This is a genomic window from Limnobacter sp. G6BE5S, from assembly GCF_058448965.1.
Map to the genome: position 1 here is coordinate 62,557 of NZ_JBZFLM010000007.1, position 22,286 is coordinate 84,842.

Sequence of the window (22,286 nt, forward strand, 5' to 3'; positions counted from 1 at the left end):
CTAGTTTTGGGGGATTCCCCTTTTGAGTGCTTTGAAACTAAAGCGATTCTGTGGATTGCTGCCCTTGAATATCCAGCAGTATCCGAATCAGGGTCTCTTTCTTGAATGGTTTGATAACGTGCTCGCACATGCCGGCGTTCAGAATGTCCATGCGGTCCTGCTCGCTGGCCGATGCGGTTACGGCTACGATGGGTGGTGCTGCATTGCCCAACTCTTCGAGAATTCTGGCGGTGGCTTCATAGCCGTCCATTTCCGGCATTTGCAAGTCCATCAACACCATGTCGTAGCGTGCAGTGATACAGGCTTGCACGGCTTCCTTGCCATTTTCTGCCAGGTGCACTTGTGCCCCCCATTTCTTCAGCATTTCCGAGGCCACCATGCGGTTCAGTTTGTGGTCATCGACGACCAATACGAGCTTGTTCAACATCGGCGGAATGGCCGGTCCAGTGTCAGCGGGTGCGTCCTGAGTTTGCAATTTCAAGGCTTGTTGATCCTCAGCCCTTACTTTGAATTCGGGCTCAATACAGTCCACTGTGAAGTGAAAGGTTGTGCCCAGTCCTGGCTTGCTTTCTACCCAAATACGTCCGCCCATCAGCTCAACCAGGTTTTTACAGATCGACAGGCCCAATCCAGCACCACCATAGCGGCGTGATGAACTGTCGTCGACCTGGCTGAAGGGCTTGAACAAAGCTGCACATTGTTCCTCGTTCATACCTATGCCGCTGTCATTTACGCTGAACTGCAACTGTCTACCGTCCGCCACGCTTTGTACCTGCAAATGAATTCGCCCCTTCTCGGTAAATTTCAGTGCATTGGACAACAGGTTGTTCAATATCTGAGCCAAACGCAGTCGATCGCCTTTCAGGCTGACCGGGCAGTTGGCGTCTTTGGTGCAATACAGTTGAATTGCCTTTTCTTCGGCCCTGTATGCGAAAAGATCGGTGGTTTTTGTAAGTACATGGTCCAGAAGAAAACGGCTGCAGCTTAGCTCCAGCTTGTTGGCCTCAACCCTTGAAATATCCAGGATATCGTTCAGCACATTCAGCAATACATCTGCAGCGGAACCGATTTTACTGAGGTAGTCGCGTTGTTTTGCTTGCAGGTCCGTGTCCTCGAGCAATTGCAGCAGCCCCATGATTGCATTCATCGGCGTGCGAATTTCGTGACTCATATTGGCCAGGAATGCGCCTTTGGCTTTGCTTGCTGCCTCTGCTTGTTGGGTACGGTCGGTTAATACATGGTTGATTCGTTCAAGCTCGCGTTGTTGAGCCTTGAAGTCGGTGATGTTGGTGGAGATCGAGAAGAAACCCTCAACTTTGCCGTACAGCACGTCGGGAATTAAATGTACCAGCATGTCGGCATGGTCACCCGAGGGTAGGGCCTTTCTGCGCTCGAACCGCTGTTTTTCTCCTTTGAGAACGCCCAATACATAGTGGTGGTCATGCAAGAACAGTTCTTCACCAAGCACTTTGCGCATGTGCTGCCCGCGCATTTTGTCAGCAGGAATGTCTGACCATTTTTCATGGTTGCGGTTGGCAAAATGACAGCGCAAGTCTGTGCTCCAGTAAGAGACCAGTCCTGGCAAGCACTCCGACAAGGTGCGTAAAAAGTGTTCACGTTCAATCAAGGTGGCTTCATTGCGCTTGCGCTCTGAAATATCTTGAATTTGGGAAATGAAGTAAATCACCCGCCCGTTGTCATTGCGAACGGCCGACACCGAAAGGTGAACCCACACGACATGTCCGTCTTTGTGAATGTACCGTTTCTCCAGCTGATAATTGTGTCGCCGACCCTTCAGCACATCACGCACCAGATGGGTGTGTTGCATGGTGTCCTGTGGATGTGTAATCGCATCAAAATTGAACCCCAGCAATTCTTCCATGCTGTATCCAAGAATGTCTGACAATGCTTTGTTAACCTGCAAAAACTGGCCTTTGAAGTCCAGCATGGCCATGCCAATTGCCGCCCACTCAAACGAGGCGCGGAATCGGGCCTCGGCCTCGCGCAAGGCATCTTCAAATTGGCGTTGCACTGTCACATCCACGTTCACTCCAATCGTTCTGAACGGAATGCCTTTGGCGTTTCGATGGGTTTTTGCACGGGCCTGAATGTGGCGAATCCGGCCATCGCTGGCGCGTCGAATATTGAAGTTGAATTGAAACGTATCTTGATTCCTGGACGCCTCAAGCAAGACTGTTCCCAATGTGTTGACGTCTTCAGGTACCACGTAATTCAACCACTCTCGGTAGGACACCAATTCCTGGCTGTCTTGCACGCCATAAATTTTGCGCATAGCGCTGTCCCAGCGAATTAATTTGTCCTGAATGTTGTATTCCCAAACACCGATCCCTGCGCTTTCGGTGGCCAATTGAAAACGTTCGTCATTGAATTGTTGGTCTGCTTTGATTTTTTCTTTTGCCAGAATTCGTTGAGCCTGGTGGTTCATGCTGGCTTTGATCATGAGCACGGCAAGTATGCAAAAAGCCAGGTAACCCAAAAACAAGCTGATGGTTTGCTCTCGCCACCGGGCTTTCATGGGTGCAGCGTCTGCCCAGGTAATCAGGTAAAGGGGAATGGGTGTATTTAATTCTTCCGAGTTTGCAAGCGACAGGCTGGCGAAGTAGTGATCCTTGAACAGCCCGTGTTCAATTAAATTGCCCGTCACGTCCGCAGAATTTGCCTGAGCACGAAAGGATTCGAAATAGGGCAGTTGTTTGCCCAGAATTTTGTTGAACTCGGGTTGGATGAGAAGTACGGTACCGTCTTTGTAGGCCAGCCCACTGCGCATGTGATCGCCGAGTTGAAGCGATGTCACCTTGCGTTCAAGGTATCGGGCATCAAGTCTGCCTTGAATGATCCCCAGCGTTTCACCGCTTGCAGTTTTGATCTGATAGTTAATGATTAATACAAGTTGCTTGTTTGCAGTGAATGATTCGGAAAATGACACCAGCCGTTCGTTGTGCAGCAGTTTTGCATTCGGTGTAAACGTCGCCTTGTTACTCATCAACTCAGCGTCTTCACCGGTCTGACCCAAAATATTGCCTGCAGCATCCCTGACTACAATGGCTTGCATTGCTGGAAGTGCGCTCTTGAGCAACTCCAGTCGCGTCCGAATATTGTTGGTGTTGTTCAGTCCAATCTGATCAGACAACTGGTGTGTGGTTTCATCAAACGATCGCACAATGGCACTGAATTCGTCATGCAAGATATCGTGAAGTAATCGGAGCTGTGTTCGTGTGTTTTGTTCGGCTGAATCATTGATACGACGAAGATCAGCCGCCGCCATCGCAAGCAACGCCAGACCAAGCACGCACAGCATAGCCGCGGCCAGAATCCATTGATGTCGGATGTTGCGTGTAATCACCGTAGAAGGCCCGTGGCAAGTGGAAAAAGAGTGCTGTGTGTTGGGGGCAAATCACCCCATAGCGATTCTGTTACACCTTCCTGCACATCAATACAAAGATTAAAGGGGGGTTTTCACGGCTTATTGCCCTCAAGTTTCAGGCGTTCCAGTACGAGCCAACACTGTAGCGGTGTTTCAGGAAATCAATCCACAAGCGAACGCGCAGGGGGAGGTGTTTCCTTTGAGGGAATACAACGTAAATTGCATTGGGTGGCGCAATGAAATCGTCCAGAACGGTAACCAGGCTGCCGTGGCGAAGGTGCTGTTGCACCTCCCAGCGGCTGCGCCAAGCCAGCCCGGCATCGTCCAGTGCCCAATCCAGAATCGACGAGCCGTCATTGCAAGCCAGACTGCCGCTCACCCTGATTTGTGTGGCTTCGCCATTGATCGTAAACAGCCAGCCACTTGGGGCGCCCGAGCTCACCAGATTCAAACAATTGTGTTGGGCCAAATCATTGGGGTGCTGCGGACAACCGTGCCGTTGCAGGTAGGTTGGGGTGGCAACCACCAGCCGTTGGTTGTCTGCCAGTTTCACACCGACCAGGCTGGAGTCAGGCAACACACCAATGCGGACTGCACAGTCCATGCTTTCATTCAACAAATCCACAACCCGGTCTGACAAATCCAGCGACACAGTGACTTCTGGATGCTCGCGCACGAAATCATGCACCAACGGTGCCACGTGCTGTCTTCCGAAGCCACCCGGTGCAGATACGCGAAGGTGCCCACTGGCTTTGATACCGCCCAGGCTTACACTGGCTTCAGCGTTGGACAGGTCGTTCAGTATTCGCTGACAGTCTTCCAGGAATGCTGAGCCCTCATAGGTCAGGTTCAACGTGCGGGTGGTGCGAATCAGAAGCTTCACGCCCAAGCGTTCCTCGAGCGCATCAAGGCGTCTGCTGATCACAGCCGGTGCCACGCCTTCATCCCTGGCCGCTGCCGAAAGGCTGCCTTTCGTGGCCACTGCCGCAAAGGTGGTGATTTGTTTAAAGTGATCCATGCTTTTGCGTAAAAGGTAAAAATGTCTTCAATTTATTGAAAGAGTATGCTGGTTTAATTCAATAAACTAGAGATTAATCAATTCGCAATGAAAGGTGTAATGAATGGCAACTCCGAAATTGGTACTTTTTGATGCGTATGGCACCTTGTTTGATGTGTATTCAGTCTCTAGCACGGCAGAGCAAATATTTCCCGGGCAGGGCGCAGCGCTCTCCGTGCTGTGGCGCGATAAACAAATTGAATACACGCGCCTGCGTGCCATGGCTGGGCGCTACAAGCCCTTTTGGGACATCACCATTGATGCGCTGCGTTATGCTTGCGAGGCACTCAAGCTTGATTTAAGCGAAGAACGCCAGCGGCGTTTGCTCAATGTGTATTCAAGTCTTGCGGCTTATCCCGAGAACAGAGCGGTGTTGCAAGCGTTGAAAAGTCGGGGCATCAAAACTGCAATTTTGTCCAACGGCAACACAGAAATGCTGAACGTGGCAGTGCGTGGGGCGAACTTTCAGGACTTGCTCGATGCCGTACTGTCCGTCGATTCGCTGCAAACCTTCAAAATTCACAGCGCTGTGTATCAAATGGGTTTGAATCACTTTGGGCTGCAGGCGTCTGAGGCCTTGTTTGTTTCCAGCAATTGCTGGGATGCATGTGGCGCCTCCTGGTTTGGTCTGCCCACACTCTGGGTGAACCGCGCTGGTTTGCCTCTGGAAAGGCTGGATGTAGAACCCATGGCGACTGGCCGCAATTTAAACGACGTGTTGTCCCTCATCTGAGGGAGCAAGAGTCCAAGATTTTGCCAGCCATGTTGATTCGTGGCACCGTAATAAAAAAATACTGTCGATCCTTGTCTTGAATTCAAGCAAAGGAAGTAGTAATGGCTGGCTGCCCACCATTGGTTTCAACGCATTCGGGCACTGATGTGCCTTTAGAATTAATGTTTTCGCCCAGGAAAGATGATTTTTCTTTGGCCGCCTGTCGGGCTCACACCATTCGCAAAGCGAACTACAAATCGCTAGGCCATGGGCAGCTGGTTCGCAAAGGCTGGCAATCCAGGCTGCGGGCCTGGATCGAGGGTAACAATGCAGACGCGCGTTATCACCGGGCGGCTTACGAAAGCAGCCAGCGGGTATCCGCTGCATTGTTTGCGGAGCAGTACAAAAATGCTGTTGGCGGCAAACCAGTTAATGTCTTTGACAGTGCCTTGCTCAAGGCACGGTTTTACCGACAAGACAATTTAAGGTTTAACCCCGAATTAAGTGAGCCCCGGTTTGGTTTGTCCAAACCAGATCAGCGTGCGGTCAAGCTTTCTCGCTGGGCCCACTGCGCAAATGGTGTCACTGAACTGGGTGCAGCGCCCACTGGCTTGCTGTTGAAACTCAGCAAAATCGCAATAACGCCCAATCGGGATGACAAGTCCTTCACCAGCCAGCTGCGTGTCCTGGCTGCTCTCCCCTTGGTCGCGGGCGCCGTAGCACTGTTTTCCCGAGGGGTATTCACCGAGGGTTTGGGCCGGGCTTTCAACAATGTGTCGCAGGCATTGCTTGCTGACATGCGCGCCCTTGCATGCAGCTTTAGTGCAATTTCGGCGGTCTCTGCCATGGTGTCTCTGGCACTTGGTGCAAGCAGTTGCATGGTCGCTTCAAAATCCAGTTTGAGTGGCGCAGTGACGGGCCTGATCCAGTTCAACAAGGACAAGCACCTTCACCGTATTTTTTTGTTGTTAAATGACGTCAAAAACAAGCCAGGCGCCATCACCTTGCTGGCAAAAGCCTTGCGATACAAGATCGGCGAAAAATACTGTGCTGCAAATAGTTTGCCTTTGTTGTTGAATCGGCTGCTTGAGAACACCAACAATTGTCAAAACGAAGCACAGATCAAGCAGGCCATTGAAAAAACGATTGGGTCTTATCTTACGGAGTTAAGCCCGACTGGCAGTACATCAGGCAACTTTCTCGATGCCAAGTCAGCCAAAGCCGAACTGTTGGCCCGTGAAAATCACTTTTTGGCTTTGAGCAACTTGATCGAACATTCTGCCGTTCATTCTGATCCACACGAAAATTTCATGGATCTTCGCCACTGTGTTGAGAAGGGCGCAGAGACGTTGCGCAAGGGTGTGTCCAACAGTCTTGTGCATGTTCTTGGTTTTGTCAGGAAAGAGGGTGGGCAGGCGCAAGTTCGGCCAACCGCAGCCAGCTTGCGTTACAGCGCGGAAAGTATGCTGAACAACTCGCATCAATATGGGCCGGTGACGCGCAGTTTGGCCCGGATGTCCGAGGGGCTGAGGGTGTTTAATCACGGCATTCTGATGTCTCTGAATTATCAGTTAACCCGTCCAATCGCCAAGTTGGCGGGATACATTACCGAGTCGGCACTGAAAATACCCAATTCCCGCACGGCGAGTTTCAGCATAGGCCGGGCAGTGGCCAGCTCTATCTGGGCCGCAGTTGATGCGTTTCTTTTTCTTTCTCTAGCTGCGGGCAATGGTGTGGGCTTGGGTGGGCCCGAGGCATTGACCAAGGTCAAATTCCCCTTGAATGTACCTTTTGGTGCCATTGGCTTGGGAATTTCAATCATCAGCACTGCTGCGCAAATGCTCTTGGTTGCCATACCAGCCGCCATTTTGATGGGGGCTGCCAAAGGCGCTTGTCATCTCGAGGGTTGGAATGGCAACGTGGCGAGGCCACTGGAACTGGCGGGTAGCAAAAGAAAACCTGTGGCCTGGGCTTGACACGACAGGCATAAAAAAAGCCGCCCGAGGGCGGCTTTTTCACGTAGACGCGAGAATTACAGCGCTGTTACGTTTTCAGCTTGTGGGCCTTTCTGACCTTGAGTCACAGTGAAAGACACTTTCTGGCCTTCAGCCAAGGTTTTGAAGCCGTTGCCCTGAATGGCGCTGAAGTGTACGAACACGTCAGGACCGTTTTCACGGGAAATGAAGCCAAAGCCTTTGGATTCGTTGAAAAATTTAACTTGACCGGTTACGGTATCAGACATAGCAATATCCTGGATTTCTGAATTGAACAAAATAGCTAAAAAACTGGGTGAAATTCGAGAAACAGAACTATTGCTTAAGCGGTTTGCCTGAATTGAACTGACCTGAAGTAGCGCCAAATTTTTTTTGCTGAAGCCAGTTTAGGCTTTTCCTGAAGCTTGTCAAGCAACATTTTCAGTTCAGTCACCTTTTCTTCACATTTCTTTTATCGCACTGTCACATGCAATCCGTACATTTCGTGTCATCGAAATGACAAATGGACCCTTGGATGGAAGCGATCAAGCACGATGTCACCAAGCAAGATGCCTTGAGAAATGCCTTGTACCTAAGTACTCCTGCGCGCGCACAGGCCCCTTCGCTGGAGGTTTGTCTGGCCAGAACAGCCGCTGAGGTGCTTGAGGCCCAAAAACTACGTTTTAATATTTTTTCCGAAGAATATGGTGCAGATCTGGGTAGTAACGGGATTGATCATGATGTGTTTGATGCCTACTGTGATCACCTTCTTGTAAGAAACAGCCAAACCGGCGAAGTGGTGGGTACTTACCGCATTCTCGCGCCAGAGAATGCGGCACGCCTGAAATGCTGGTACTCAGAGACCGAGTTTTTCATGAACCGCATTGAAAGGTTGCGCAAAACCACCGTTGAGGTAGGCAGGTCTTGCGTACACCCGGATTACCGCAATGGCGCGGCCATCATGCTGCTGTGGAGTGGTATTGCGCAATACATGAAGCTGGGTGGCTACAAGCACCTGATTGGTTGCGCAAGCGTCAGCCTGCGCGATGGAGGCCACCAGGCTGCCAGCCTGTTCAAGCAGCTTGAGCCGCACCTGGCCGAAGCCAGCTGCCAGGTATTCCCTAAGAACCGTTTACCGGTTGAGCGCTTGCGTTGCGACGTGGAAATTGAGCCGCCACCCTTGGTAAAAGGTTATTTGCGCCTTGGCGCGGTGGTGTGTGGCGAGCCCGCATGGGATCCCGATTTCAACACCGCAGACTTCATGATGCTGTTGTCAATCGACAAGATGAGCCCACGTTACGCAAGGCACTTCGGCTTCATTTGATCGGGTTTGAATAAGCCCGGTTCAGCGCCGGGTCAGCAACTCCAGTTCAAGCCCGATTCGTTGCCACTGTTCAACCTCTGTTTCAAGGCTGTATTGGGTCAAGGGGTGGGTGATCAGCCAGTTTTTAGGCACACTTATTTGAATGCCTTGTTCAAGCAGCTTCACCTTGAGTTCAGGCAAGGCCTCTACCTCCCTGCGGCGCAAAAACAGGGCTGCAAGGCGCAAGCACATGGGCGCTGCCCAGTGAATGGCGGTGTTGGCGATGTCGCTGACCTTGCCCAGTTTTCCGTTGTGAGCAAGCACCCAAGTCGACAACAATTGTTGTTCGCGTTTTGAAAACCCGGGCATGTCTGCGTTACTGAGAATGTAGGCAGCATGCTTGTGGTGACCATTGTGACCAATCGACAAACCAATCTCGTGCAACATGGCAGCCCAATGCAGCATCGGTAGCTGCTCTTTTAATTCGGGCAATTGTTTCATGAGTTGCTTGAACAACAGTTCGGCCAGTACTTTGACCTTGCCCGCATGTTTGCTGTCAATTTTGTAGCGGTGTAAAAACTGCGCAACTGTAATTTCGCGCATGTCTTCGTTGTGCTGGCGGCCCAGCATGTCATAGAGCAAACCTTGGCGTAACGCACCATCGGTCACATCCATTTGTTCAATTTCAAGCTCTTCAAACACGGCACTCATCACTGCAAGGCCGCCAGGCATCATGGGCAAGCGATCAAGCTTCAGCCCCTCAAGGGTAATGTTGTCCAGGTGCCCGGCTGCCGTGACATGTTCTCGAATCAGCCTTAGGCCTTCAGCAGACATGCCATGTTGGGTAAACCCGTTTGAAATGCATATTTCAGCCAAAGCCCTTGCTGTGCCTGAAGATCCAATGGCGTGAGTCCAACCCATGTCCAGCATCTGGCGGCGCAGTACCGCAACTTCTTTGCGTGCCGCCATGATGGCGTTTTTCATGGCGCGGGGGCTGATGCTGCCATCGGTAAAGTATTGCTGGGCGGTGCTCACGCAACCAATGTACAAACTTTCCATGGCTTCGGGCTCGTAGTCTTCGCCAATAATGAATTCAGTGGAGCCCCCACCAATGTCGACCACCAGGCGCTTGCCTTGTCCAATGGGCAATTGGTGGGCAACACCGCAGTACACCAGGCGAGCCTCCTCAACACCCGAAATTACATCGATCGGGAATCCCAGCGCGGCTTCAGCCTTGGCAATAAATTCGGCAGCATTGCGCGCCACCCGCACTGCGTTCGTGGCGACGGCACGCACCTCGCCCGGCTTGAACGAGCGCAAACGTTCGCCAAAACGGCTCAACGCGCCAAGAGCGCGCTCTTGGGAGTCTTCGTCCAGGCACTTCTGAGCGTTCAGGCCTGCACCCAAACGAACGGGTTCTCGAAGGGTATCAATGATGTAAATTTGGGATTGCCCGTTGAGCTCTTCCACTCGGGCAACAATCATTCGAAAGCTGCTGGAACCCATGTCAACGGCGGCAATCAACTGGCGTGGCTTGGACATTGTGTGGTCTGTGATTCGGGTCAGGCGCTAGGATGCCACAAATGAAGCACCCTGGTTTTGTTTGTGGCCATTTGACCACTTTCAAATGTTTGTCACATTTTTGAAATACCATCAAGGGTAACGCATCGACACTTGGAGTATTGCTTGAAAGTAGCAACCGTCACTGACGTAGCACCCAATAAAGAATTGTATTTGAACCGCGAGTTGGGTGTATTGGCCTTCAATCGTCGGGTTTTGGCCATGGCCGAAGACGAGAGCGTGCCTTTGCTGGAGCGTTTGAAATACCTGTGCATCGTGTCCAGCAACATGGACGAGTTCTTCGAGATCCGGGTGTCGGGGTTGCAAGAACAAATCCGGCAAAATCCGGAATTCACCGACAAAGACGGCTTGAGCGCACTGGAAACATTGCACCGGGTTTCTGTGGCCTCGCAAGAAATTGTTGGGCAGCAGTACCGTTTGCTCAATGAATCGGTGTTGCCCGCCCTTCGGGAGGAAAGCATTGCCTTGATGACACTGGCGACCTGGAATGAGGAGCAGGCACACTGGGCCCGCCAATACTTCCGGCACGAGGTGTTGCCTGTTTTAACGCCGATTGGACTCGACCCCGCACACCCGTTTCCACGCGTGCTGAACAAATCCTTGAATTTTGCTGTTGAATTGACTGGCCATGATGCGTTTGGTCGAGCATCGAATGTGGCCATTGTGCAGGCCCCACGCGCTTTGCCACGCCTTGTTCGCATGCCATCCAATTTGTCGGGTTACGAACATGGTTTTGTGATGTTGACCTCGATTTTGCAGGCTTTTATTCCCGAACTTTTCCCGGGTATGGAAGTGCACGGTGTGTACCAGTTTCGCGTAACCCGCAACAGTGACCTTTATGTGGATGAAGAAGAAATCACCAATCTGCGTGTGGCTTTGCAGGGCGAGTTGTCGCAGCGACATTTTGGCGATGCTGTGCGTCTTGAGGTAAGCGATCAAACGTCAGCCGACATGACTTCACGTCTGTTGAAGGAGTTCGGGCTATCGGAACAGGCCCTGTATCGCGTGAACGGCCCCGTGAATTTGGTGCGCTTGATGCAGTTGCCAGACTGGGTGGATCGCCCTGATTTAAAGTTTGCGCCTTTCGCGCCAGGGCGACCTGAAGCACTTGTGAAGCAGCCTGATATCTTCAAGGCGATTCAAAAGGGCGATGTATTGCTTCATCACCCTTATCAAAGTTTTAGCCCTGTGCTGGAATTCATCAAGAAGGCTGCGACTGACCCCGATGTGGTGGCTATCAAGCAGACCATATACCGCACGGGCACTGAATCGGTGTTGATGGACAGCTTGTTGGCTGCAGCCCGCAGTGGCAAGGAAGTGACGGTGGTGCTGGAGTTGATGGCCCGTTTTGATGAAGAAGCCAATATTAACTGGGCATCCAAGCTTGAGCGCGTGGGTGCTCATGTGGTGTATGGGGTGGTGGGGCAGAAAACCCACGCCAAAATGGTGATGGTGGTTCGCCGTGAAAAAACCGAGACCGGCAAGGTGATATTGCGCCGCTATGTGCATTTGGGTACGGGCAATTACCACCCGAAAACTGCGCGTTTGTACACCGATTTTGGTTTGTTTTCCTGTGATGAATCGTTGGGGCACGATGTGCACGAGGTGTTTAACCATTTGACTGGTTTGGGCCGTGCCCGCAAGTTAAACAAAATATGGAATTCGCCCTTTAATTTGCACAGCAATGTGGTGATAGCAGTACGAAAAGAGGCTGAGCTGGCCAAAGCCGGTAAAAAATGTCGGATTATGGCGCGCATGAATGCCTTGCTCGAGCCGAATTTGATCAATGAGTTGTATGCGGCTTCGCAAGCCGGTGTAAAAATTGATTTGATCGTTCGGGGTGTGTGCGCGCTGCGTCCCGGAGTTCCGAACCTAAGCGAGAACATCACCGTTCGCTCTGTGGTGGGTCGTTTGCTGGAACACAGTCGAGTGTTTTACTTCAGCAATGATGGCGATGAAGAAGTCTTTATTTCCAGCGCAGACTGGATGGACAGAAATTTCTTCAGGCGTGTGGAGTTGGCCGTACCGGTTGCCGACAAGAAACTGAAAAAGCGCGTGATTGACGAAGGATTGAAAGCTTTGCTGGCTGACAACATTCTGGCGTGGACCATGGATTCTCAGGGGAATTACACCCGCAAGAAGCCCACGGGAGCGCGCCGCATGAACTCGCAGAATTATTTGTTAACAACACTGGCGGCCAGTTTTGTGGAACACAGGGAACCTGTCAGCCCGCCGGAATCAAGTTGAATTAGCGTCGCCGCACTTCAAACACCCCGTTGACTTCGAGCAGGTGTGTCAGTGCGCCTCGCAATTGTTCACCGCTGTTGACTTCAGCGGTGAATTGCATTTTGGCAACCCCGCGTTGTGTTTCAGTTTGCACGCCAATCACGTTGATTTTGTCTTTTGAAAACACTTCAGTGATATCGCGCAACAAACCTTGCCTGTCATTCGCGGTCACTGCAATGTCGACCGGGTAATGAAGGCCCGAGGATTCTCCCCAGGTGGTTTCAATCAGGCGCTCGGGTTGGCGACGCATGACCTCGGCCAGGTTGGAGCAGCCCAGGCGGTGAATGGATACACCTTTGCCACGGGTTACAAAACCGATAATGGGATCGGGTGGAGCAGGGCGACAGCACCGGGCCAGGTTGGTCATCAGGGTGCTGACACCCACCACCAACACGCCCGATTCTTTGCCCGTTGAGTTGCCCAATGAGCCGGCTTTGCGCTTGTTAAGAATTTCAATCTGTTCTTCGTCGGACAAGGGGCCCGAGGGTTGCAGGTCGGCCCGCAATGCATTTTCGATCGCGCGGGGTCGTATTTCTTCACGGGCCAGCGCAACATACAAGTCATCGGGTTTCTCGTATCCCAGCTTCTGGGCCAACAACTCCAGGTTTTGTGCGGTTTGCCCAATGCGTTGAAGTTCGCGCTCGGCAATAGCACGGCCGCGTTCAAGCGTTTCTTTGCGTTCTTGTTGTGCAAACCACTGCTTTACCTTTTGGCGTGCGCGGTGGCTGATCAGGTACTTTTGGGTCGGGTTTAGCCAGTCGCGGGAAGGCCCGGTGGCCGCGTCGCCCCGCGCGCTCACAATTTCCACAGTTTGGCCGTTGTCCAGCGGGGTGTTTAATTGCACCATTTGCCCGTTTACCTTGGCACCCCGGCAGCGGTGACCCAGCTCGGTGTGTACATGGTAGGCAAAATCGAGTGGTGTGCTGCCAGTGGGCAATTCCACCACTTTGGCTTGCGGAGTGAACACGTACACCCGATCATTCAGGGCGCTGGTTTTCATTTCCTGCGCCCAGTCGCTGGCCTCGCCCATGGTGTCGGTCACATCTTTTTGCCACGCCAGCAGTTGGCGCAACAAGGCAATGCGTTCCTCAAACTGACCCTCAGCGCGACTTTCGCCGGTGTAACCGTCTTTGCCCGATTCTTTGTAGCGCCAATGCGCAGCCACACCATATTCAGCGAACTGATGCATGGCCTCAGTGCGAATTTGCACCTCGAGTGTTTTACCGGTTTCGTCCTGCACCACGGTGTGCAGACTTTGATAACCGTTGGGCTTGGGTTTGCTGATGTAGTCGTCAAACTCCTCGGAAATGGGGGTCCACAAGTTGTGAACAATTCCCAAGGCTGTGTAGCAGTCATCGACTGTGTCTAAAATCACCCGGCAGGCACGCACATCGTACAGCTTGTCAAAGCTGACGCCTTTGCCACGCATTTTGTTCCAAATGCTGTAGATGTGTTTTGGGCGACCGGTGATTTCGCAATGAATACCGGCAAGCAGCAGGTTTTCCTTGATACTTGTCATTGCAGATTCAATGAAGGCTTCGCGCTCAATGCGCTTTTCATCCAGCATTTTCGCCACGTTTTTGTACGTGTTCGGTTGCAAAATGCGGAATGACAAGTCCTCAAGTTCCCACTTCAGTTGCCACAGGCCCAAGCGGTTGGCCAAGGGTGCATACAGGTCAAGGGTTTCTTGCGCGTGCGACACGGCATAGGCCCACAAAGGACCTTTTTCGTTTTTGATGTCGTCGTGACTGGTGAAGTGCCGCAGGGTTTGAAGACGCGAGCACAAACGAATCATGATGACGCGAATGTCGGTGGACATGGCCAACAACATTTTGCGCAGGGTTTCAATTTGATCGGCCCAGCGCAAGGTTTCAATGGTGGTGCGGCTGGCACTGGGACCCACCATGGATCGCATTTTGAAAAGCTTGCGCAGGCTGGCCAGCATGCGGCCTACCTCGTCCCCAAATTTCTTCTCCATTTGGCTTTCAAGGTGTTTGTCGAAAAACACCAAGGGGCCCAAAGCACCGGCAATTCGGGTGTTGGCGTCAGCTCGCAGCTCAGCCAACAGGTCGGCCACCGCCAGCATGTGTTGAATGGCAGATTCTTGGGTGTCCAGAAGATGATCGGCCGCATGAGCCCGGGCGTAGTTGAGTGCTTCCTCAACGCGGGCAGCGTCAAATTTATTCAACAACACCAGGGCAGGCGCAGAAGCGCTGCCTTTTTTTTCAGAGCCCAGTGTTGATGAAACTGAAACCATGTGTGCTTGGGTGGATTCGTTAAGACCAGTTTAAAACAAAAAGTCGCGAACAATATTAATTTGCTCGTTCTGCATGAAAGTAGGGGCATGACCAACGCCCGGCACCTCGATAACGCGTGGCCTGGGGCCACGTTGACTCATTTCCGACACTGTTTGTTTCGACAGCAGGTCGGAGTGTTCCCCGCGCACCACCAAGGTGTCGGCCTTGATCGCATCAAATGCTGCCCAAAGTGCAGTTTCATGCAGCAAGGTGGTGGATTCTGACAGGTTTTGAAATGCCTGGCCGATTGCGGGGTCGTAGTGGGGCTGCCAATGTCCGTTTTTTTCGATCAACACGGAATCGCACAATTCATTCCATTGCGATTCAGAGTGTGGGCCAAAGGGTTGGGAAATTGTTCGAATATAAAGGCGTGCTTCTTGAAGTGTTTGAAATTGAACGGGTTTCCCAACGTAATCGCCAATGCGTTGCAAAGCGCTGAAATTCAGGCTTGGCCCAACATCATTCAATATCAGCTTTCGAATGGGGTTTTTGGGCAGGCTAGCATAGCCCATGCCGATCAGCCCACCCATGGAGGTACCCAACCAGTCCAGTGTCTCTGCATTTAAACGGGCCACCAGTGCCACACAGGCGCCAACATAGGTGGGTACGCCATACAGGGCAGGATCAGCCAAGCAATCCGATTTCCCCCGGCCTGGCATGTCGGCTGCTACAACGCGTATGGATTTGCCCAATTCCTGGGCCAGCGCTTCAAAATCAGCACTGCTGCGGGTGAGTCCATGCACACACAACAGCACATGTGGGTTGTCGGGGTCGCCCCATTCGCGGTAGGCTAAATTGTGTAAGCCTTGCGGGCTTAACCATTGCACGGTGTGCAAGCGCGCTGTCAGCATTGTTCAATACCCTCCAGTGAATTGTTTTAATCAGTATTTCAGAGTTTCATTATCGAAAGAGGTTCATCCGTGGATTTTAAGAACATGAATGCGTTGGTCACTGGTTCGACCAGTGGTATCGGTTTGGGTATTGCCCAGCGCCTGGCTGCCAAGGGCGTGAACGTGATGCTCAACGGTTTTGGGTCGCCTGAACAAATTGAAGCGGCCAGGCAAAGTATTGCTGCTTATGGCGTGAAAGTGGGTTACCACGGCGCTGATTTGACGAAGGTGGTTGAAGTTGAAGACTTGGTGAGAAGTACAGAGGCTTTGTTCGGCAGTCTGGATGTTTTGGTGAACAACGCAGGTATTCAACATGTTTCGCCGGTGGAAAGCTTTGATCCTGCAAAGTGGGATGCTGTCATTGCGATCAACCTGAGCGCGGCTTTCCACACCACGCGATTGGCCTTGCCCGGTATGCAGGCACGCAACTGGGGGCGTATTGTCAATATTGCTTCGGCGCATGGTTTGGTGGCGTCGGCCAACAAATCGGCTTATGTGGCGGCCAAGCACGGCATTGTGGGTCTGACCAAGGTAGTGGCTTTGGAAAATGCGAAAAGCGGTATTACCTGCAACGCGGTGTGCCCGGGCTGGGTGCTGACCCCGCTTGTACAGGCGCAGGTTGATGCGCGTGCGGAAAAAGAGGGCGTTTCCGTGGAAGATGCCAAAGTGGGCTTGTTGAGTGAAAAGCAACCTTCGCAAGAGTTTGTAACACCCGAGCAGTTGGGTGGGCTGGTGGTGTTTTTGTGTTCGGACGATGCACAGGAAGTGCGTGGTGCTGCATGGAATATGGACGGCGGGTGGGTGGCGCAGTAAGCGTCGCTTTGTGGGCTGCAGATCCCGATTTTCTGGGTCACCGCCACGGTTTGTTGCCCACTCTGCATGGGTTACTTGAGCCGCACTTGAATGTTCACCGCTGGGTTCAGTGCCCAATCGGCGGCGGTGTTTCGATCGCTTCGCCTTCAAGAAAACCTGCCCGTTTGAATTTACCCGCCACGGTCGGCCAAAGGCCGGCACCGAGACTCGGCCCGCCTTTTTGCCGAGCGAGGTGAGTCAGGGTGAATTTCAAAAAGGGAGGATCAGGTTTTCAGGCGAGAGATTGAAACCCAAGCCGATTTGGCAGTTAACGGGCGTTCTAGAAAGCGGAACCCAAGCCGATCGGGCTATAAAAACCAGTTGGTAATCTAACCAACCCGCTCAATGGTCACTTGAACGTCCAAACTTTCTTGCCCACCCCCAGTGCGAATGCCGCGAATTGGTGATGCACCAGTGAAGTCTTTGGCAACAGCCAGGCGGCAGTGATTGCCTTGCACCAATGATTCGTGCGTGGCGTCTACCCCCAACCACTGCTGCCGATCTTCGTCGAACACCTCGACCCACGCGTGGCTGTCGTGTTGCTCCACATTGGGATTGAAAAAATAACCGCTCACATATCGCGCAGGAATGCGATGCGCACGCAGGCAGGCCAGCATCACATGCGAGTGATCCTGACAAACACCCTGACCATTCTCGAAGGCTTGCATGGCAGAATCAGCCACCGTGGTGCTGCCTTTGGTGTACACAACCCGGTCTGCTACTGCATGCGCCAGTGTCAGTATTCGATGTGCAAATGGAACGTGGGTATCGGTCACGAAACTGGCAAAGTCCCGCATCTCATCGCTGTACTGAGTCAATGGCGTTGTGGGCGTGTACACCAGGGGGTTGAGTGAAAATTGGCGGGCCGGGGTATAACCATCGTCAAGTGGATCAATTTCAACCTGCCCTTGTGACTGTACCGTTAATTCCCGATGTTGCTGATTGACTGAGAAGGTGTGCACCGCATTGCCGTGGTGATCGCGCGCACTGTGATGTTTCGCGGGTGTTTTTATTTTCCAGTCGATAATTCTTTGCTTGGTGTCTTGCTGCGGTGTCAGGCGCACATGCTGAATGCTGTACAGCACGGGCCAGGTGTAGCGGTAAGTGGTGTGGTGTTGAATGCGCAGTTTCATGCCTCAAGCGGCACCAGGAAATCTTTGCTGATTCGGTTGCCCAAATCGTTCACGCGTTCCAGGAAATTGGTGAGATAAGCGTGCAAACCCATCTGCAAAATGTCGTCGATTTGGCTGTACAGCAATTCAGCACGCAGCTTACCCGCGCGGCGTTCAGTGGATGCGGAATAATCGTTTCGAATCATCTCCAGGTTGGCACACACTTCGTTGAGCGAGGCCAACAGTGACCTTGGCATGTCATCACGCAAAATCAGCAGCTCGGCAACACGGTCGGGTGTAATCACATCCCGATACACCTTTCGGTAAGTTTCGAAGGCAGACACTGAACGCAAAATCGCGGCCCAGTGATAATAGTCGGCATGTGGGTCGGCGGTATTCAAATTGGCCAAAGGGCTAAAAGGCATGCTGTGGAACTTCACATCCAACAGTCGCGCGGTGTTGTCTGCACGTTCCAGAAAGGTGCCCAGCCGAATAAACCGAAATGCGTCGTCCTTCAACATGGTGCCAATGGTCACCCCCCGGGACAAATGGCTGCGAAACTTTACCCACTCAAAAAACTCGGATGGATCGCGTTCTACAGTTCCGTCAGTCAATACCTTTTTTAATTCAAGCCAGGTGGTGTTGTTGGTTTCCCAAACTTCGGTGGTGAGTGCGCCACGCACCGCACGTGCGTTTTCCCGGGCACCTTGCAAGCAGCAATAAATGCTGGAGGGGTTGCTGGGGTCTTTGACCATGAAGTCAATCACGGCCTCTGCGCTAACCTCGTCGTGGCGTTGCGCAAATGCTTCGGTCAATTCGCAAATTGACAACATGGCTCGCCATCCTTGTTCCGCATTCTCCGGGTCTTGCGGAAGCAGGGCAGTTTGTACGTTGACATCGAGCATGCGGGCTGTGTTCTCGGCACGTTCAATGTAACGTGCCATCCAGAACAAGTGGTCAGCAGTTCTACTTAGCATGTTGATTGCTCCTTATCGTTCCAGTACCCAAGTGTCTTTGGTGCCACCGCCCTGGCTGCTGTTCACCACCAGCGAGCCCTCGCGCAGCGCCACCCGGCTCAGGCCGCCCGGGATCAGGCTGACCTTGCTGCCCGATAACACAAAGGGGCGCAGGTCAATGTGGCGGGGCGCCAAGCCCTGTTCCACAAAGGTGGGGCATGTCGACAAAGCCAGTGTGGGTTGGGCAATGAATTTCGCAGGATCAGAAATGAGTTTCTTGCGGAAGTCTTCAATTTGCGCCTTGGTGGATGCCGGTCCTACCAACATGCCGTATCCACCCGCGCCATGCACTTCTTTCACGACCAGTTCAGGCAGTTTGTCCAGCACCTCTTTCAATTGCTCGGGTTTGCGGCATTGCCAAGTGGGTACGTTTTGAATAATCGGTTCTTCGCTGAGATAAAAGCGAATCATGTCAGGCACATAAGGATAGATCGATTTGTCATCGGCCACACCCGTGCCTATTGCGTTGGCCAGTGTGACATTGCCTGCGCGGTACACCGACAACAAACCTGGGACACCCAATTGCGAGTCTTCCCGAAAGGCCAGTGGATCGAGAAAGTCGTCGTCCAGCCTGCGGTAAATGACATCCACACGTTTTGGACCTTGAGTGGTGCGCATGTAGAGCACTTCCTCATCCACAAACATGTCTTTTCCTTCCACCAATTCAATGCCCATTTGCTGGGCCAGAAAGGCGTGCTCGAAATAGGCCGAGTTGTACATGCCTGGCGTAAGCAAAACCACTGTGGGGTCGGTGCTGTTTTGTGGCGAGACCGAACGCAGGTTTTCCAGCAAATTGTCGGGGTAATGTTCCACTGGGGCCACGCGGTTGCGGGCAAACAGTTCCGGAAACAGGCGCATCATCATTTTCCGGTTTTCGAGCATGTAGCTGACGCCTGAAGGCACTCGCAGGTTGTCCTCGAGCACATAAAACTCGCCTTCACCGGCACGCACCACGTCAACACCGGCAATGTGGGCATAAATATCGCCAGCCACTTTCACGCCCTGCATTTCAGGGCGGTATTGTTCATTGTTGAAAATCTGTTCAGGCGGAATTAGCCCTGTGCCCAGTATTTTTTGCTCGTTGTAAATGTCTTTCAAAAACATGTTGAGCGCTTGGACACGCTGGCGCAATCCGGCTTCCAGTGTTTTCCATTCAGACGCCTTGATGACGCGCGGCACGATGTCGAATGGAATTAATCGCTCCGTTCCCGATTCTTCGCCATACACAGCAAACGTAATCCCCACCCGTCTGAAAATAAGATCTGCCTCGGCTCGCTTGTTTTGCAATTTCTCAGGGGTTTGTATTTCCAGCCATCGCGAAAAATCCAGGTAATGCGGGCGAATTTCGCCGCCGGGCGTGTACATTTCGTCGAAGGGTGTTGCTGACATAAGTTGATTATTCCTGTTCTGTGTAGTTTTGAAGTAACAAGAAGCATGCCAAGCGCATGCAGGCTGATTGTGTCGCGCTCAGGCATAAAGTTAACAGTGTTAACGACCTTTTGCACCGCTTTCGTGCATGTGCCAGTATCGCTGGCGTTGCTGGTGTGCGTTGAGCACTTCAGGCTGAACGTTCATGTGGTTGAACTTCCATTTCATTGCACCATTTTGGGCGGTATTGGACCATTGGACGCCCATGGTTTCGTATCGTTCAATCACGTGTCGGTGTGGATGACCAAACTGGTTTTCCCAGCCAGATTGTATGAGGGCGTACTCGGGCCGCACAGCGTGAAGAAACGGAGTGGTTGATGACGTTTTTGATCCATGGTGGGGCACTACAAGTACCCGGGACCTTAGCGCTTTTGCCCCGTGTTGTGCCAACAAGGTCATTTCCGAAATCGCTTCGATGTCACCCGTCAACAGCACACTGTGCAGCGTATTGCTGATTCTCAGTACGCAACTTTGATTGTTCTTTGCCAATAACTTTTGGGACTTATCGTGGGGTGAGTGAAGTCCGAGTGGGGTGAATGTCACCCCGTCCCAGGTCCACGGCTTCAGGGTGTGGCAATTGCTGGTGCTGCTTTGAAGAGTTTGAGCAAGCAAGTTTAAATGGTGTTGTTTGTCGATGGACGACGCAAACTGAGCGGGTACTGATTTTTGTAATAACAGGGGTGCACCGCCGGAATGATCTGCATCGTCATGTGACAGCATGAACATATTGGCCTGCCGATATCCATGGGCGGCCATCCATGGCAGGACCACGCGCCTGGCCGAGTCGGATCGCGAATTGAAAGCAGGGCCAGCGTCGTAAATCAGCAAGTGTTTCCGGGTTTGAATGCTGATGGCTGTGCCTTGGCCGACATCCATCAGGGTCATCCAGAAATCATTGTGTTCTGGCCGCGGTGGCGGAAGTGCCAGCAAGCCAATCAGCCCGATTCCGACCCACCGGGCAATAAGTCCGGCAGGTAAAATCAATACCAGACAACCCGTCGCCACCAATGCATTGATCCACCAAGGCTGGTTGTGTACCGGTACGGTGGCCCAGCTCAATTCATTGAAATAGACAAGCCATTCGCGCTGTACAGAAAGACTGTCGGCTGCCAGCAGCAGCGCCCATGCTTGTTGCGTCAGGCCGCCAATCAATGCCAGGGGCGTGCTCACAAAACTCATCCAGGGAATGGACAGGGCATTGGCCACAGGGCTGATGAGTGATTGTTGGTTGAATAAAATTGCGCACGGAAGTATCAAACCAATGGTGACCGTGTACTGGGCTTTCAAAGCGTTGGCAATGAATTCATGCCGGGGTTTAATGAAGTAGTAATGCCCTTGGGTGACGAGGATCAACAGTGCCACGGCACCGAAGGAGAGAATGAAACCTGCATCCTGTACAGCCCAGTTGTCGAACGCCAGGGTTAAGAACAAAGCGAGAAAAAATGTGTCCCAGCTGCTTTGATGCCCCGCGCGCACTTGCCCCACAAACAATGCAAACAGCATGAACACGGTGCGTTGGGCGGGTACGCCCCAACCTGCAATCAAACCGTACAGGACTGCAAACAGCAAACCGAAGGCACTGCCCGCCAACGGAGCGGGTAGCAGTAGACAAAGCAATGAGGAGCGACGCCACAACGCACTGAGAAATTTGCCTGCCAGCATGGCAAACAGTGTGATGTGCAAACCGGAAATGGCAACCAAATGCGCAATGCCAGTGGCATTGAACATTTCACGATCCTCGGCGCTGATCAAGCCTTGATCACCGACTACCATGGCCAACACCAAAGCCCGTTCGGGGTGGTTTTGCAGGGCGGTCACAATGGTGTTTGCAACATGCAGACGAGCACGCTCCATCCAAACCAACGGATTCAGCATGGCTGCTTCAGGTAATTTCTCCAGCACGCCTTTCAATTGGGCAGTGCCAGCGATTCGATTGGCAAACCAGTGGCGGTGAACATCGAAACCTTCCAGCTGCAAAGGTGCTTTGGGCGATTTGATGCGAACCATTGCCCGGAAAAACTCTCCTGGCAGCAGTTCTTGGTAAGTGGATGCATTGTCAACAAAAACTTGCAAACGAGCGCCGTTCATCAGGCAGTCACTCTTAATCCACGGGCTTTCTGGTGTGTGTTCAATCAGCCAGGTTTGTGCGCTGTTGTCGCGGAATGTTTTTTCAAGCAGGCGGAATTCGGATTTGATTTTTTGTTTGTTGCAACTCAAGGGGACCTGTGCGTGTTGATGTGCAGCCGCTTGAAGGCCCGCGCACATTTGCGCCATGACAGCACCCAGAATAAACCAGCTTATTTTCTCGCTGATGGATTTGCTGACGCCGCCGCGAATACCAAGCATCAGGAAACTTGCTGCCCATGCGAACAGAATGAGACTGTTTCCGCCCAG

Annotated in this window: 15 protein-coding genes; 5 read left to right on the forward strand and 10 right to left on the reverse strand. The window is 52.4% G+C overall.

The annotated features are described in order from the left end of the window. Positions 1 to 37 precede the first annotated feature (37 nt). A complete protein-coding gene (locus ACVL1J_RS13290) occupies positions 38 to 3,364 on the reverse strand; it encodes a PAS domain S-box protein (RefSeq protein ID WP_341237401.1) in 3,327 nt (1,108 codons plus the stop codon). A 136-nt stretch (positions 3,365 to 3,500) separates the two neighbouring features. Further along, on the reverse strand, positions 3,501 to 4,403 hold the full coding sequence (locus ACVL1J_RS13295; protein ID WP_341237400.1) for a LysR family transcriptional regulator: 903 nt from the start codon (positions 4,401 to 4,403) through the stop codon (positions 3,501 to 3,503). Positions 4,404 to 4,506: 103 nt separating this feature from the next. Here ACVL1J_RS13295 and ACVL1J_RS13300 point away from each other — a divergent pair, with 103 nt between their 5' ends. Further along, on the forward strand, positions 4,507 to 5,175 hold the full coding sequence (locus ACVL1J_RS13300; protein ID WP_159571583.1) for a haloacid dehalogenase type II: 669 nt from the start codon (positions 4,507 to 4,509) through the stop codon (positions 5,173 to 5,175). 161 nt (positions 5,176 to 5,336) lie between these two features. Next, positions 5,337 to 7,130 carry a hypothetical protein gene (locus tag ACVL1J_RS13305; protein ID WP_341237399.1) on the forward strand — a complete coding sequence of 598 codons (1,794 nt, stop codon included), beginning with the start codon at positions 5,337 to 5,339 and terminating at the stop codon, positions 7,128 to 7,130. Positions 7,131 to 7,186: 56 nt separating this feature from the next. Here ACVL1J_RS13305 and ACVL1J_RS13310 read toward each other — a convergent pair whose 3' ends face one another. Next, positions 7,187 to 7,396, reverse strand: coding sequence for a cold-shock protein (locus ACVL1J_RS13310; protein ID WP_008251850.1), 210 nt, complete (start codon positions 7,394 to 7,396; stop codon positions 7,187 to 7,189). 254 nt (positions 7,397 to 7,650) lie between these two features. On the opposite strand from ACVL1J_RS13310, the gene ACVL1J_RS13315 reads away from it, so the two are divergent. Further along, positions 7,651 to 8,451 carry a GNAT family N-acetyltransferase gene (locus ACVL1J_RS13315; RefSeq protein WP_201301489.1) on the forward strand — a complete coding sequence of 267 codons (801 nt, stop codon included), beginning with the start codon at positions 7,651 to 7,653 and terminating at the stop codon, positions 8,449 to 8,451. 21 nt (positions 8,452 to 8,472) lie between these two features. Here ACVL1J_RS13315 and ppx read toward each other — a convergent pair whose 3' ends face one another. After that, positions 8,473 to 9,972, reverse strand: coding sequence for an exopolyphosphatase (gene ppx, locus ACVL1J_RS13320; protein WP_159571577.1), 1,500 nt, complete (start codon positions 9,970 to 9,972; stop codon positions 8,473 to 8,475). A 144-nt stretch (positions 9,973 to 10,116) separates the two neighbouring features. Between ppx and ppk1 the strand changes: the two genes are divergently transcribed. Then, positions 10,117 to 12,258, forward strand: a complete 2,142-nt coding sequence (gene ppk1 / locus ACVL1J_RS13325; protein ID WP_341237398.1) for a polyphosphate kinase 1 — start codon at positions 10,117 to 10,119, stop codon at positions 12,256 to 12,258. A gap of 1 nt (position 12,259) precedes the next feature. Here the strand turns inward: ppk1 and ACVL1J_RS13330 are convergent, their stop codons facing one another. Both ACVL1J_RS13330 and ACVL1J_RS13335 read right to left on the reverse strand, forming a co-directional pair. After that, positions 12,260 to 14,554 carry a RelA/SpoT family protein gene (locus tag ACVL1J_RS13330; RefSeq protein ID WP_159571571.1) on the reverse strand — a complete coding sequence of 765 codons (2,295 nt, stop codon included), beginning with the start codon at positions 14,552 to 14,554 and terminating at the stop codon, positions 12,260 to 12,262. 30 nt (positions 14,555 to 14,584) lie between these two features. Beyond that, complete coding sequence (locus ACVL1J_RS13335; protein ID WP_341237397.1) at positions 14,585 to 15,445, reverse strand: alpha/beta fold hydrolase; 861 nt, start codon at positions 15,443 to 15,445, stop codon at positions 14,585 to 14,587. A gap of 84 nt (positions 15,446 to 15,529) precedes the next feature. Here ACVL1J_RS13335 and ACVL1J_RS13340 point away from each other — a divergent pair, with 84 nt between their 5' ends. Beyond that, positions 15,530 to 16,297, forward strand: coding sequence for a 3-hydroxybutyrate dehydrogenase (locus ACVL1J_RS13340; protein ID WP_341237414.1), 768 nt, complete (start codon positions 15,530 to 15,532; stop codon positions 16,295 to 16,297). Positions 16,298 to 16,665: 368 nt separating this feature from the next. Here ACVL1J_RS13340 and ACVL1J_RS13345 read toward each other — a convergent pair whose 3' ends face one another. From ACVL1J_RS13345 to ACVL1J_RS13360, 4 genes are all read right to left on the reverse strand, one after another. Beyond that, positions 16,666 to 17,469: a transglutaminase family protein gene (locus ACVL1J_RS13345; RefSeq protein ID WP_341237396.1), complete on the reverse strand. Its 804-nt coding sequence runs from the start codon at positions 17,467 to 17,469 to the stop codon at positions 16,666 to 16,668. Then, a complete protein-coding gene (locus tag ACVL1J_RS13350) occupies positions 17,466 to 18,425 on the reverse strand; it encodes an alpha-E domain-containing protein (RefSeq protein WP_341237395.1) in 960 nt (319 codons plus the stop codon). The genes ACVL1J_RS13345 and ACVL1J_RS13350 overlap by 4 nt, the downstream gene beginning before the upstream one ends. Before the next feature lie 12 nt (positions 18,426 to 18,437). After that, on the reverse strand, positions 18,438 to 19,853 hold the full coding sequence (locus tag ACVL1J_RS13355) for a circularly permuted type 2 ATP-grasp protein (protein ID WP_341237394.1): 1,416 nt from the start codon (positions 19,851 to 19,853) through the stop codon (positions 18,438 to 18,440). Between the two features lie 99 nt (positions 19,854 to 19,952). Next, entirely contained in the window at positions 19,953 to 22,238 is a 2,286-nt protein-coding gene (locus tag ACVL1J_RS13360) for a DNA internalization-related competence protein ComEC/Rec2 (RefSeq protein ID WP_341237393.1), read from the reverse strand. Between the last annotated feature and the right edge of the window lie 48 nt (positions 22,239 to 22,286).

Excerpts from the sequence above, each read along its gene's own strand:
- ACVL1J_RS13295 (WP_341237400.1), bottom strand. The coding sequence starts at position 4,403 with ATGGATCACTTTAAACAAATCACCACCTTTGCGGCAGTGGCCACGAAA.
- ACVL1J_RS13300 (WP_159571583.1), top strand. The coding sequence starts at position 4,507 with ATGGCAACTCCGAAATTGGTACTTTTTGATGCGTATGGCACCTTGTTT.
- ACVL1J_RS13305 (WP_341237399.1), top strand. The coding sequence starts at position 5,337 with ATGTTTTCGCCCAGGAAAGATGATTTTTCTTTGGCCGCCTGTCGGGCT.
- ACVL1J_RS13310 (WP_008251850.1), bottom strand. The coding sequence starts at position 7,396 with ATGTCTGATACCGTAACCGGTCAAGTTAAATTTTTCAACGAATCCAAA.
- ACVL1J_RS13315 (WP_201301489.1), top strand. The coding sequence starts at position 7,651 with ATGGACCCTTGGATGGAAGCGATCAAGCACGATGTCACCAAGCAAGAT.
- ppx (WP_159571577.1), bottom strand. The coding sequence starts at position 9,972 with ATGTCCAAGCCACGCCAGTTGATTGCCGCCGTTGACATGGGTTCCAGC.
- ACVL1J_RS13330 (WP_159571571.1), bottom strand. The coding sequence starts at position 14,554 with ATGGTTTCAGTTTCATCAACACTGGGCTCTGAAAAAAAAGGCAGCGCT.
- ACVL1J_RS13335 (WP_341237397.1), bottom strand. The coding sequence starts at position 15,445 with ATGCTGACAGCGCGCTTGCACACCGTGCAATGGTTAAGCCCGCAAGGC.
- ACVL1J_RS13340 (WP_341237414.1), top strand. The coding sequence starts at position 15,530 with ATGAATGCGTTGGTCACTGGTTCGACCAGTGGTATCGGTTTGGGTATT.
- ACVL1J_RS13345 (WP_341237396.1), bottom strand. The coding sequence starts at position 17,469 with ATGAAACTGCGCATTCAACACCACACCACTTACCGCTACACCTGGCCC.
- ACVL1J_RS13350 (WP_341237395.1), bottom strand. The coding sequence starts at position 18,425 with ATGCTAAGTAGAACTGCTGACCACTTGTTCTGGATGGCACGTTACATT.
- ACVL1J_RS13355 (WP_341237394.1), bottom strand. The coding sequence starts at position 19,853 with ATGTCAGCAACACCCTTCGACGAAATGTACACGCCCGGCGGCGAAATT.
- ACVL1J_RS13360 (WP_341237393.1), bottom strand. The coding sequence starts at position 22,238 with ATGCTTGGTATTCGCGGCGGCGTCAGCAAATCCATCAGCGAGAAAATA.